Source organism: Deltaproteobacteria bacterium (assembly GCA_019309545.1).
In the GTDB taxonomy this organism is placed as follows: domain Bacteria; phylum Desulfobacterota; class Desulfobaccia; order Desulfobaccales; family Desulfobaccaceae; genus Desulfobacca_B.
In genome coordinates this window covers 1-12,032 of record JAFDGA010000039.1, presented here as the reverse complement: position 1 = coordinate 12,032, position 12,032 = coordinate 1, and the positions used below count along the sequence as shown (strand labels likewise).

General features: G+C 53.6%; 12 protein-coding genes. 8 read left to right on the top strand and 4 right to left on the bottom strand.

Annotated elements, in window-relative coordinates:
* From ychF to rfaE2, 3 genes are all read left to right on the top strand, one after another.
* Positions 1–1,068 (top strand): redox-regulated ATPase YchF (ychF, locus tag JRG72_10385; protein ID MBW2135611.1); only part of this gene is annotated, 1,068 nt, incomplete at its 5' end.
* Positions 1,069–1,119: 51 nt separating this feature from the next.
* Positions 1,120–1,863 carry a ComF family protein gene (locus JRG72_10380; protein ID MBW2135610.1) on the top strand — a complete coding sequence of 248 codons (744 nt, stop codon included), beginning with the start codon at positions 1,120–1,122 and terminating at the stop codon, positions 1,861–1,863.
* On the top strand, positions 1,856–2,362 hold the full coding sequence (gene rfaE2 / locus JRG72_10375) for a D-glycero-beta-D-manno-heptose 1-phosphate adenylyltransferase (GenBank protein ID MBW2135609.1): 507 nt from the start codon (positions 1,856–1,858) through the stop codon (positions 2,360–2,362). The genes JRG72_10380 and rfaE2 overlap by 8 nt, the downstream gene beginning before the upstream one ends.
* 73 nt (positions 2,363–2,435) lie before the next feature.
* Here rfaE2 and JRG72_10370 read toward each other — a convergent pair whose 3' ends face one another.
* From JRG72_10370 to JRG72_10360, 3 genes are all read right to left on the bottom strand, one after another.
* Positions 2,436–3,071 (bottom strand): histidine phosphatase family protein, encoded by a 636-nt coding sequence (locus JRG72_10370; protein MBW2135608.1) that lies wholly within the window; start codon positions 3,069–3,071, stop codon positions 2,436–2,438.
* A gap of 90 nt (positions 3,072–3,161) precedes the next feature.
* Positions 3,162–3,623 (bottom strand): hypothetical protein, encoded by a 462-nt coding sequence (locus JRG72_10365; GenBank protein MBW2135607.1) that lies wholly within the window; start codon positions 3,621–3,623, stop codon positions 3,162–3,164.
* Positions 3,624–3,727: 104 nt separating this feature from the next.
* The gene (locus tag JRG72_10360; protein ID MBW2135606.1) at positions 3,728–6,520 is read right to left on the bottom strand and encodes a pyruvate, phosphate dikinase; all 2,793 of its coding nucleotides are present in this window, start codon (positions 6,518–6,520) and stop codon (positions 3,728–3,730) included.
* Positions 6,521–6,684: 164 nt separating this feature from the next.
* Between JRG72_10360 and lipA the strand changes: the two genes are divergently transcribed.
* From lipA to nadA, 3 genes are all read left to right on the top strand, one after another.
* Positions 6,685–7,560 carry a lipoyl synthase gene (gene lipA / locus JRG72_10355; GenBank protein ID MBW2135605.1) on the top strand — a complete coding sequence of 292 codons (876 nt, stop codon included), beginning with the start codon at positions 6,685–6,687 and terminating at the stop codon, positions 7,558–7,560.
* Between the two features lie 74 nt (positions 7,561–7,634).
* The gene (locus tag JRG72_10350; protein MBW2135604.1) at positions 7,635–8,312 is read left to right on the top strand and encodes an outer membrane lipoprotein carrier protein LolA; all 678 of its coding nucleotides are present in this window, start codon (positions 7,635–7,637) and stop codon (positions 8,310–8,312) included.
* Between the two features lie 76 nt (positions 8,313–8,388).
* On the top strand, positions 8,389–9,303 hold the full coding sequence (gene nadA / locus JRG72_10345) for a quinolinate synthase NadA (protein ID MBW2135603.1): 915 nt from the start codon (positions 8,389–8,391) through the stop codon (positions 9,301–9,303).
* Here the strand turns inward: nadA and JRG72_10340 are convergent.
* Positions 9,300–9,842 carry an NUDIX domain-containing protein gene (locus tag JRG72_10340; GenBank protein ID MBW2135602.1) on the bottom strand — a complete coding sequence of 181 codons (543 nt, stop codon included), beginning with the start codon at positions 9,840–9,842 and terminating at the stop codon, positions 9,300–9,302. The two genes, nadA and JRG72_10340, sit on opposite strands and share 4 nt — an antisense overlap.
* Before the next feature lie 354 nt (positions 9,843–10,196).
* On the opposite strand from JRG72_10340, the gene JRG72_10335 reads away from it, so the two are divergent.
* Both JRG72_10335 and JRG72_10330 read left to right on the top strand, forming a co-directional pair.
* Positions 10,197–10,790, top strand: a complete 594-nt coding sequence (locus tag JRG72_10335) for a hypothetical protein (protein ID MBW2135601.1) — start codon at positions 10,197–10,199, stop codon at positions 10,788–10,790.
* A 534-nt stretch (positions 10,791–11,324) separates the two neighbouring features.
* On the top strand, positions 11,325–12,032 hold a 708-nt coding region (locus tag JRG72_10330), incomplete at its 3' end, for a site-specific DNA-methyltransferase (GenBank protein ID MBW2135600.1).

Genomic DNA, 12,032 nt, shown 5'->3' with positions numbered 1-12,032 from the left:
GGGCTGCCCAATGTCGGCAAGTCCACTATCTTCAATGCCCTTACTGCAGGGCAGGCTGTGGTCGCAAGTTATCCATTTACCACTGTTAGCCCAAATATCGGGGTGGTCCCCGTGCCCGATGAGCGGCTGGAGACCCTGGGACAATTGCTTAAGCCCCCCAAACTCACCCCTACCACCATTGAATTCGTTGATCTGGCCGGGCTGATCAAAGGGGCCAGCCAGGGGGAGGGCCTGGGCAATCAGTTCTTAGCCCAGATTCGCAACGTCGACCTTTTAGTGCATGTGGTGCGCTGCTTTGAGGCGGGCGACATCTCCCATACCCCCGATGACCTGAACCCGGTGCGGGACGTGGAAATCATTGAGACCGAGCTGCTGCTGGCGGATCTGGAGATAATCGGCCGCCAGCGGGTAAAAACCGAAAAACAGGCCCGCAGCGGCGATAAGCGCGTCCTGGCCCTGCTAAACCTGCTGCAACGCCTGGAAGAGTTTCTTAACCAGGGCCAGTGGGCCAGCAAACTTGCCCTGAGCGCCGTCGACCAGGAGATGCTCAAAGAAATCCCCCTGCTGACTCGGAAGCCCTGTCTGCTGGTGGCTAACCTGAGCGAAACTGAAATGCAAGAACGGCGGTATCTCCCGGCGCTGGAAGAGGTGGCCGCCGCCCGTCAAACGCCGTTGATTCCGCTGTTGGGTGATCTGGAGGCTGAAATCCGTACTTTGCCGCCTGAAGACCAGGCTGAATTTCTGGCCGCCTCCGGCCTGAGCGAATCGGGTTTGCATCGCCTAATTCGGGAAAGCTATGGTCTGCTGCGACTTATTACTTTCTATACCATCGTCGGTCCCGAGGTCCGGGCCTGGACCGTGGCCGCCGGCACCCCGGCGGTGCGTTGCGCCGGTAAGATCCATTCGGATATGGAGCAGGGCTTTATCCGGGTGGAGGTGATGGCCTTCGATGACCTGGTCAGGCTGGGCTCCGCGGCTAGAGTCAAGGAAGCCGGCCTGATGCATGTCGAAGGCCGGGATTATGTGGTCCAGGACGGTGAAATCCTGTTCTTCCGGTTTCAAAAATAGCGGGGCATATATATTTTGAATCACAAAGGCACAAAGACCCAGAGTTTGGTAATGGCGCTCAGGAAGTTTGGCTGTGTCCGGCTGCAAAACTTTGGTCTCACCATCCTGGATTTCTTTCTGCCGCGGTTTTGCTTATTCTGCGGGGCGGCGGTCAACTCCGAGCCTGGTGCAGTTATTTGTCCAGACTGCCGGTCCCAGGTGCAATGGATTCACAGCCCTATGTGTCCGGTCTGTGGGGCACCGTTTAAAGGCGTTGGTTTTGATCACCTTTGCGGCAACTGTCAGCTTCACCCCCCGCCCTATCACCGCGCCCGAGCCGTGGCCTTTTATGAAGGGGTGGTACTGGAAGCTATTCACCGGTTTAAATACCATCGCCGACAGGTCTATGCCCGGGTGCTGAAAGAATGGCTGGCTACTCCGGCAGGACTGGAGATGGCCCAAGCCGCCGACCTCATCCTGCCGGTGCCCCTGCATCCCCGCCGGGTCAGGAGCCGCGGTTTCAACCAGGCCCTGATTCTGGCTCAAGCCTTTTCAGCTGTACCGCTGGGCCGTGACCTGCTCATCCGGAGCCGTTGGACGACTCCTCAGGTCGGCTTAAGCGGCAAAGAGCGGTTAGAGAACGTGCGCCGCGCCTTTGCGGTGACTAACCCTGAGGCCGTTGCCGGAAAAAATATCCTGCTGATCGATGACGTGTTCACCACCGGGGCCACGGTCAGCGAATGTGCCAAAGTGCTAAGAAAGGCGGGGGCCCGCCAGGTGGAAGTGCTCACCGTGGCCCGGGTGGGTTATGCCTGAGTTTGATACCCGCCATAAGATCATGACCTGGGAGGCGGCCCGTCAGCACGTGCAAGCAGCCCAGGCGCAGGGACAGCGAGTAGTCTTTACCAACGGCTGCTTTGACCTGCTGCACGCCGGACATGTATACTTTTTGGAAGCCGCCCGCTCTCTGGGAGACCTTTTGTTGGTGGGACTTAATACCGACAGTTCGGTCCAACGACTGGCCAAGGGACCCAAACGGCCCCTGACCCCCGAGGCCGATCGGGCTCAAATCCTGGCTGCCCTGGCCTGTGTGGCGGGGGTGGTATTGTTCAGCGAAGACACCCCGCTGGCCCTGATCCAAACCCTGAAGCCGGATATCCTGGTCAAAGGCGGGGATTATAATTTAGAGCAAATTGTCGGTCGCCAGGAAGTAGAATCCTGGGGCGGCCAGGTAATGATCATCCCCCTGATCCCTGATCGCTCCACCAGTCAGCTTATCGCTCGCATTCTGTCAACAGCCAAGCTGCAAAAATAAGAAACCTGATTTAACCCGTTCCCCAGTTGTACTTGGGAACACTAAATAGACTTTTACGGGTATGGGATTTTGGCTAAAAGTCGACATATTCCCCGCGGGCCATGGAACGTAGGTGGCAGTTGTCGTTGATGGTGACGATGTTCCATATGGGGCCGACCTTGTCAAAGCGATTGATGGCAGTGGTATCCTGACCGATGCGCCAGAAATGGGAGTTGTCCAGCCCGATAAAGGCGGCGATCAGCACCTTGTTGACCACCCGGTGGGCGGCCAAAAGAATGGTCTGGTCCGGATGGCGCTGGAGCACCTCATCGACTGCGGCCAGGGCCCGAACCCGAACTTCTTCCAAGGTCTCGCCATTGGGAAAACGGACGGTATGAGGCAGGGTTTCCCATTGCCGGTAGAGATCGGAATATTTTTCCTTGACCTCGGCCAAGGGCATACCCTGCCAGTCGCCGTAATTAAGGTCGGTCAGACCTTCTAGAGTCTGAACGGTGAGGCCGTGGTGGCGGGCGATGTTTTCCGCGGTCTCCACCGCTCGGGAGAGCGGGGAACTGTAAGCCGCGTCAATTTTTTCCGCCTTGAGCCATTCTCCGGCCAGACGTGCTTCTTCCCGGCCGGTGTCATTCAAGGGGATATCGACGCTGCCGCGGAAAATCTTGTCTTTGTTCCAGGGGGTTTCGCCGTGTCGGACTAAAATAATACGGGGCATGGAGGCTCTCCTTCAGGGGTTGACAAGCCTGTCCTCTGCAGGCCAGGTAATTAAGCCAGGATGGGACAGTCTAAGCATCGTGGCGCGAAATTATTCCGCTTGAGAAACCGCCTCATCATAAGCTTGCTTAAGATTTTCCAGGGCGGCGTCTAATTGGGTTTTGGCTTTTTTCCAGGCTTCCGCGGTTTTGTCTTGCAGGTCCTTTAGCTTTTCCTGCACTGCCTGTTGTTGCTCCTGCAACTGCGCCATTTGTTCCTCAAGTTTGGTCTTGGCCTCGCCGCTCAGGGTTTCGGCCTTGGATTTAAGATCTGCGATCTTTTGGTCGAGATCCTGCAACTGGGACTCGATTTTTCCCTGGTACTCGGCTTTTTGTTGTTGGAGGTACGCGGTAGAAGATTCGAGGGCCTCTTTGGCTTCTTCTTTAACCTTCTTTTCGGTTGCCGGGGGCTCAGTTTTGGCTGGCTCCTCCTTCTTTTCCGCACAGCCAAGCGACAGACAGATAAGGAATGTTAACAGCACACCTATTACGGCCAGGATCTTCCATTGTTTCATTTTTATCCTACCTTTTTGGATTTATTACTTACATTTTATTCAACATCCTAAGTAAGCCGGCAAACAAAGCCCCTGGATGAACCATGCTGGTCAACAAAGATGTCTTACAAAGAGATTAACGCTTTCTCGGCCCCTAGTTTGGCATGGGCCGCGGCCAGCCGGGCCACTGGCACCCGTAAGGGTGAACAAGAGACGTAATTGAGCCCCAGTTGACGGCACATGGCGATTGACCGCGGTTCTCCACCGTGTTCGCCACAAATCCCCACTTTAAGGTCAGGACGGGTCTTGCGGCCCCATTCGATGGCCACCTGCATCAGCCGGCCGACCCCCTTGATGTCCAGAACCTCAAAGGGGTTATCCTGCAAGATCTGGTGTTCCGTATATAGCGGCAAAAACTTGTTTTCGGCGTCCTCCCGGGAAAACGAGAAGGTGGCCTGGGTCAGGTCATTGGTGCCAAAGGAGAAAAATTCCGCCACCTCAGCCAGCTTGCCGGCCCGCATACAGGCCCGGACCACTTCAATCATGGTGCCGAACTTATACTTGATCTTGACATTGTAACGCTTTTCAATCTCCTCATGGATGGCTACCACCCGGCGATGAACCCAGAGCAATTCTTGCAGGGTGCAGACCTGGGGCACCATAATCTCAGGCCTGACATCCAGTCCCTCCCGCAACCCCTGGGCAGTTGCTTCGAAGATGGCCCTGATCTGCATTTCGTAGATTTCCGGATAAGAGATGGCGACCCGCACCCCGCGATGGCCCAGCATGGGGTTGACTTCCGCCAGGGCCTTGACTTTGCGCAGGGTGGTTTCCTTCTGTCGGAGCAGTTTTTCGTCCAGGCCGCGCTGCTTGTAATCGCTGAATTCCCGGCCCACGGCCTCAATGCCAGGGATATATTTGCGGAGTTCAGGGTCCAGAACCATCAAGGTCTCTGGCAGTTGCTCCAACGACCGCATGATCTGGTTAAATTCCTTCAGGTTGCTAATTTCGCTTTGTAGATCTTCGGCTGTAGGTAGAAATTCATGCAGCGGCGGATCCAGCAGGCGGATGGTCACCGGCAATCCACTCATGACCCGGAAGATTTCAAGGAAATCAGAGCGTTGCATGGGCATCAGGCGATCAATGGCCATCTTCCGAGCTTCCGGGGTATCCGCCAGGATTAGCTCCCGGACCACCGGCAAGCGCTCGGGATCGTTAAACATGCGCTCGGTGCGGCACAGGCCGATGCCTTTGGCCCCATATTTTCGAGCCAAGGCCGCCATTTCCGGGGTATCAGCATTGGCCCAGACTTCCAGATCGGCATGTTCATCGGACCAATCCAACAGAGTGAAGACGTCCTCCGAAAATTCCGGCTCCAGCATGGGGACTGGCCCCAAATAAACATTGCCATTGCTGCCGTCGATGGTAATGAGATCACCTTCCCGCAGAATTTGCTCATCGATGCGGGCCTCTTTAAGGTCGTACTGGATTTCCAGGCTCTCGGCTCCAGCCACGCAGGGTTTCCCCATCCCGCGGGCGACCACCGCGGCGTGAGAAGTTTTGCCACCCCGGCTGGTCAGAATGCCCTGGGAGGCAAAAAATCCATGAATGTCCTCGGGCTTGGTTTCAATGCGCACCAGAATTATCGGTTCTCCCAAACGACCTAATTGTTCGGCCCGATCCGCATCAAAGACGACCTTGCCCACCGCCGCGCCGGGCGACGCGGCAATGCCGCTCAATACCGGCTCAACTTTGGCATCGGGGTCGATCCGACGATGCAGCAATTGTTCCAACATGTCGGGTTGGACCCGGGAAATGGCCACCTCCTCGTTGAATAGCCCCTCATTAACCATGTCCACCGAGGTCTTGATCGAGGCCCAGGCATTCATTTTACCGTTGCGGGTCTGGAGGGCGTAGAGTTTGCCCCGTTCAATGGTGAACTCAAAGTCCTGCACCTCCCGGTAATGTTTTTCTAAGGTATGGCGCAGTTTCTCCAGGTCGCGATAGACATCCGGCATATCCTGACGCAAATCCCGCAGCGGGCGAGGAGTACGGATTCCGGCCACCACGTCTTCCCCCTGAGCATTGATCAGATAGTCGCCGTAGAGCCGGTTTTCCCCGGTCCCTGGGTCCCGGGTGAATCCCACGCCGGTAGCCGAATCATTGCCCAGATTGCCAAAGACCATGGTGACAATATTTACTGCGGTGCCGTTGGCCATCTCTGGGGTTATTTTAAATTGGCGGCGATAATCCACTGCCCGCTTGCCCATCCAGGATTTGAAGACCGCTTCTATGGCGGTTTCCAGTTGCTGCCAGGGGTCCTGGGGAAAAGATTTGCCGGTGCGCTTTTGGATAACCTCCTTGAAACGCTCGCAAACCTCGCGCAGTGCCGTGGCGGTCAACTCCGTGTCAAAGGTGGCATGTTGCTCTTTTTTGACTTTTTCAAAGACCTCGTCAAAATGTTCGTCGGCTATCCCCAGACAGATCTTGCCAAATAGTTGTAGCAGACGCCGGTAAGAATCATACACAAAACGCTCATTCTTGGTAAGCTGAATCATGCCCTGGACCGTTTCATCGTTGAGACCCAGGTTAAGGATGGTGTCCATCATCCCTGGCATCGACATTGCCGAACCCGACCGCACCGAGACCAAGAGAGGGTTTTCTGGATTTCCCACGCCTTTGCCGGTTTTTTCTTCCAAGGCCGCCATATAGTGCCGGACCTCGTCCATCAGACCTTCCGGGAGTTTCTCCCCCTGTTCAAAATATTTAAGGCAGGCCTCGGTGGAAATCACGAATCCAGGGGGGACGGGCAAGCCGATCTGAGTCATTTCACACAGATTAGCTCCCTTGCCGCCCAGTAGCTGTTTATTTTTGCCGTCTCCTTCCTCAAAAGCAAAACAGAAACGTCCGGGTGCCATCAGTTCTTTCCTCCTTAATTATGGTTCCGGAGTTGCGGGTCGGCGGGTTAGAGGATACCATAGAACCATAATGTTTTGGTTTATAATATATTTAGATTTTACCAAAGTTACAACTGGTTTTGGTCTATCGACAAGATAGCAGGGTCAGTCGAAAGGAACCGTTAATGAAATTTCCGGGGTGGCTGGCAGACCGATTGGCCGTTCTCCAACATCATTCATTGCTTCCGAATTATCACAAAACTAACCTGATTTTGCGCAACTTGCAACTGAAAACTATATGTCAAAGCGGCCGTTGCCCTAATCTAGGCAGTTGCTTTTCTCAGCGGGTGGCGACCTTCTTGATATTAGGAGAAGTCTGCACCCGGGGCTGCCGGTTCTGCGCCGTGGCCCGCGGCCAGCCGGCGTCGGTGGCCGAAGATGAACCCTTCCGTCTGTTGCAGGCCGTACGGGAATTGGGTCTTTCCCATGTCATCATAACTTCGGTGACCCGGGATGATCTGGCTGATGGCGGCGCCGGCCATTTTGCTCAGGTGGTGCGCACTGTCCGGCTGGGAACCCGAGGCGTCAGCCTCGAAATCTTAACTCCGGATTTCGGCGGCCGCGCCGCGGCCCTGGAGTCAGTCGCAGCCTCGGGCCCAGAAGTCTGGGGGCATAACATCGAGACCGTGCCCCGGCTTTATCGTCGGGTGCGGCCGGGGGCCGATTATTACCGCTCGCTTCAGGTTCTTTCCCAGATCAATTACCTGACGCCGAAAGTCATGACCAAATCCGGGCTGATGCTCGGTCTGGGGGAGACCCCGGACGAGGTTTATCAGGTCCTCCAAGACTTGCGGACCGCAGCCGTGGAATTGGTCACCCTGGGACAATACCTGGCTCCTTCCGGGGCTCATAGTCCGGTAGCCCGGTATGTGCTGCCGGAGGAGTTTGCCCACTGGTCCCAGGTCGCCTGCGAACTGGGCTTCAAAGGAGTGGCTGCCGGACCGCTGGTACGGAGCTCTTTTCAGGCTAAAGAATTGTATCGGAATGCCCGCCTTGCTTGACAGGTCCAGGGGTTGTCTGATATCTAATGAAAGTTGCCTATTCAGTAATTAGGAATAAATCGCTGGAGTGACGCATGACAATCAGGTTTTGCCGGTTGGGACTGTTAATGCTGCCCGTACTACTTTTATTGTCCCTCCTGAGCAGCCCGGCAGTCGCCCTTACCCCCCAGGAGGTGGTAGCTCAGGTGCAACAAAAGTATGATATCACCGGCGCGTTTAAGGCCTATTTTCGGCAGGTCTCCAGCCGGCGGGCCTCGGGAGCAACCGATACCGCGGAGGGTTGGGTATATTTCCGCAAACCTTGTCAGATGCGGTGGGAATATCTCAATCCCCCTGGACAGCGTAAAGAGGTTATCGCCGACGGCCAGCAGGTCTGGATTTATATCCCTCAGGACCACATGGTCTGGGTTTATCCGTTGGCGCAGGTTATGCGTTCCGATCTGGTGATGCGGTTTTTTTCCGGGATGGGCAATCTTCAGCAAGATTTTACCATTGCCTGGCGGCGTCCTTATCGGGAAGGTGTGCCGCTGAAGATCGACCTCAGACCAGTAACCCCCCAGCCGGATCTGAAGTGGCTGGCACTTACCATCGACCCCCAATCCTATCAGGTGCAGGAAATCGAATTTGCTAATGCCTACGGTGATCTGACCCATATAAACTTTAGTCAGCTCCAGCTCAACATAAAATTGCCGGCGGATTTTTTTAGCTTTACCCCTCCCCCTGGCGTAGAAGTGGTAAAAGAAATGATGTAGCTGGGCGGCTGTCCCCGCAACCCCTATACTTGGGGTGCAACAGGCTAGGAAAGTATAGACTTAGAGATAATTACCTATGACTTTAACTTCCGGGCCACAGGAGGTGCGTCAGTGGCTGGCCAAACGACATGGCATTCTTCTGGCCCATAACTATCAACCGGGGGAAATCCAGGATATTGCCGATCTGACCGGCGATTCCCTGGGTTTGTCCATTGAGGCGGCCCAAACCAGCGCGGAAGTAATCGTGTTCTGCGGGGTCCGCTTTATGGCCGAAACCGCAGCAATTCTCTGTCCCGACAAGCTGGTGCTGTTACCCCGCCTGGATGTTGGCTGTTATATGGCCGACACCATTACTGCCGCTGCCCTTCGGGCTCGCAAGCACGAGCTGCCCGGGGTGCCGGTAGTCACTTACGTCAATTCTTATGCTGATGTCAAGGCCGAAAGCGATATCTGCTGCACTTCGGCCAACGCCATCCGGGTGGTCAATTCATTGCCGGACCCCCGGGTGTTGATGGTGCCGGATCGCAATCTGGCTCTCTATACCGCCCGGTACACCAATAAACAAGTTCTCTACTGGCAGGGATGCTGTAATATTCACGACAACTTTACCAAAGAAGAGGTGGAAGCCTGTAAAGCCGCCCATCCTGGGGCCATCTTTATGGCTCATCCGGAATGTCGCCCTGAGGTGTTGGATCTGGCCGAAGTGATTCGCAGTACCTCCGGGATGCTGGTTTATGCCCGCCAATCGGCGCAGAGGGAATTTATTGTCGGCACCGAAATGGGCTTAATCCATACCTTGCAGAAAGAAAATCCCCAAAAACATTTCTATTGCCCCTCCTCCTGCCTGCTCTGTCCGGATATGAAGCGGATCTCTCTTGATGATGTCATTTCTGCCTTACGAGAGCTCAAGCACGTCATTCGGATCCCCGAAGAGATTCGTCTTAAGGCCCTGACCGCGGTAAACCGCATGCTGGCCGTGCCGCGCGATTAAACCTCCGGGACGCGGTTCAAGACGGCGGCCTCCGGACCCTGAATCTGAGAAGCCAGATGTCGCCATAGGACAAATAGACACCGGAATCCCGGTGCGATTTTTATTCCTGGATCGCGCAACCAGGCCTCAATTTCCGCAACCGCAAAAAAACCTCCGGTGTCAATTTCCTCCAGGTTTGGCCGGGGTTCAGTCTCTGCCCGGCATGCATAAAAATCTACATGTTCCCAGCCGGTCTGGGCTGAGGCCGGAATTCGGGCCAGCCAATACAACCGGGCCTTAATCCCCAATTCTTCCCATAATTCCCGACGGGCACAGGTCTCGTAACTTTCTCCTGGGTCCACATGTCCCGCGGCCGAGGAGTCCCAATGTCCCGGGTACTGGTCTTTCTGGGCACTGCGTCGCTGTAAGTAAAGCCGGCCTTGGGCATCAAATACAAAAATATGTACCGAGCGATGCATCAGTCCCAGACGGTGTATCTGACGTCGGGAAGCCTGCCCAATAACCAGATTTTTTTGATTTACCACTTCAAGTTTTTCCATAGCTCTTCCGATGTATAAGTAGATGGCAAAGCAGTTGTTTGCATAGCAAGTAGGAAGATTTATCTCAACAGGTAAACCCTAATTATAGTTTTCATTGCCATTCAAAATTGCTGAAACTGGACTCTAACTTTTCTTGATTGTGGCTGTTTAACTCGAGCTCAGGGTGATTATAGAAAACCACCCAAGCTTTTCTTAAAGATTCTAAACAGACAAATTTAACTACCTGATCATTATTATGTTAGGTGGTTGGCTTAAATTTTGCAACCTTAAATCTGCGAGGGACAGAGTTCACCTATGGATTCCAAGTATCAGCCAGGCAAGTCTGTCACCTCCGGGCCATTGGAAACTGAGTCTATGGAAAACCCATTAACCTCTGAAAGCAATGCGGGTGGAATCAGCGAATCTTTTGCGGCCATTGAAAATATCCGCCGAGCACTAAATTTCTTGTCTCAACCCATTGCCTTGGTTTCCGGGACAGTAAACTTATTATTGGTGGAACTCGATCAAGAGACCAACTATAACAACGCCTTACAGGCTGTCCAACGGCAGTTAAAGGTTATTTTGCAAGTTATTGATGAAATACAGAAAACGGTTTCCAGATTATTAAACCACAACGAGGGAGCCAACATGAAAATAAGAATGCAGCCCCAAAAGGGTTTCAAGGCGAGGCGAAGTCCTGCCCAGGCCAGGGGTGGATCACCAACCGGAAATAAGCTGGCAGACGATATGGATGTGGTTGCCGCGGGCAAGAATATCCGCCAGCGACTTCATGAGCTGGCCCAACCTCTGGTAGTGGTTACCGGGACCATTGATCTTTTGCTGTTAGAACTTGAACAGGAATCCTGCCATTATCAAAAGCTCCAGAGCATCAGCGAACAATTGGAATCCATTGTTAATATTATCGATGAGGTCCGAAAGGTAGCCCGGGAGATGGACGAAGCTCTGTAAGACTGGAATTAAGTCCAAGCAACGGCCCCGATTTTAGTAAAATCTTTAATATGAACAGTCGAATTATTACCTGATGCCTGATCTGCTAATAAGTTTTCATTATTTCCTGTGCTCAAAGGACTTATTACTTAAAAAGGGTTCAAGCTTTATTCCCCATTTTCGGCCATATGCCATGATTAGAGGCCGGTTCGCCCACAGCGCCCATTCCTAATAATTTTTTTACAGATTAGCGCCCAAACAATTATCTCCCAATAATTTAGTGCACAGTCACCACCTACAGCATGTAACAGGTTAATTTGAGGTCAGGGCTCTGCGATTCCTGGCCCTTTCTCCCCCTGGTTCTATTTAAGCTATATTCTTCTTACAAAGAAGCAAATTCTAACAAAACGTTTGGTTTGCTAATCGTTATAGGCTTCAGCTTGACGTCTTGACCCTGAAAAGGTACTATGTAAAATTAATTGCAGCAGCGCTCTGCCGGATCGAGGGGTCTCTTTGTTAACCAGGCACCAGATTATCTTTGGCGATTCCTGTGACATGCGCTTGGTACCAGACGAGTCGGTGCATCTGGTCATTACCTCACCCCCATATTGGCAATTGAAAGACTATGGCCCCCCCGATCAGATCGGTTATCATGAGAGTTATGAAAGTTACATCAACCATCTCAATTTAGTCTGGCAGGAATGCTGGCGGGTCTTGCATCCGGGCTGCCGCCTGTGTATCAACATCGGCGATCAATTTGCCCGTGCCGCCTATTATGGCCGCTATAAGATCATCCCCATCCGCACCGAGATCATCAAGTTCTGTGAGACCATTGGTTTTGACTACCTGGGGGCGATTATCTGGCAAAAAGTCACCACCTGCCATACCAGCGGCGGCGCCACCATCATGGGCTCCTTTCCCTATCCCCGCAATGGCCTGTTAAAACTGGATTATGAGTTCATCCTGATCTTTAAAAAATTAGGTGTCCCGCCTCCGGTCCCCAAAGACCTTAAGGAACGGTCCCGTCTGACCACCGAGGAATGGAATACCTATTTTTACGGCCACTGGAATTTTCCCGGCGAAAAGCAGCGCCAGCATCTGGCCATGTTCCCGGAGGAACTGCCCCGGCGGCTGATTAAGATGTTCAGCTTTGTCGGGGAGACGGTTTTAGATCCCTTTTTAGGGAGTGGCACTACTTCACTGGCCGCCAAAAATCTGGACCGCCATTCCATCGGCTATGAGATTAATGAGGATTTTCTGCCG

Coding starts and splice junctions, on each gene's coding strand:
- JRG72_10380 (MBW2135610.1), top strand. CDS start 1,120: ATGGCGCTCAGGAAGTTTGGCTGTGTCCGGCTGCAAAACTTTGGTCTC.
- rfaE2 (MBW2135609.1), top strand. CDS start 1,856: ATGCCTGAGTTTGATACCCGCCATAAGATCATGACCTGGGAGGCGGCC.
- JRG72_10370 (MBW2135608.1), bottom strand. CDS start 3,071: ATGCCCCGTATTATTTTAGTCCGACACGGCGAAACCCCCTGGAACAAA.
- JRG72_10365 (MBW2135607.1), bottom strand. CDS start 3,623: ATGAAACAATGGAAGATCCTGGCCGTAATAGGTGTGCTGTTAACATTC.
- JRG72_10360 (MBW2135606.1), bottom strand. CDS start 6,520: ATGGCACCCGGACGTTTCTGTTTTGCTTTTGAGGAAGGAGACGGCAAA.
- lipA (MBW2135605.1), top strand. CDS start 6,685: ATGAAATTTCCGGGGTGGCTGGCAGACCGATTGGCCGTTCTCCAACAT.
- JRG72_10350 (MBW2135604.1), top strand. CDS start 7,635: ATGACAATCAGGTTTTGCCGGTTGGGACTGTTAATGCTGCCCGTACTA.
- nadA (MBW2135603.1), top strand. CDS start 8,389: ATGACTTTAACTTCCGGGCCACAGGAGGTGCGTCAGTGGCTGGCCAAA.
- JRG72_10340 (MBW2135602.1), bottom strand. CDS start 9,842: ATGGAAAAACTTGAAGTGGTAAATCAAAAAAATCTGGTTATTGGGCAG.
- JRG72_10335 (MBW2135601.1), top strand. CDS start 10,197: ATGGAAAACCCATTAACCTCTGAAAGCAATGCGGGTGGAATCAGCGAA.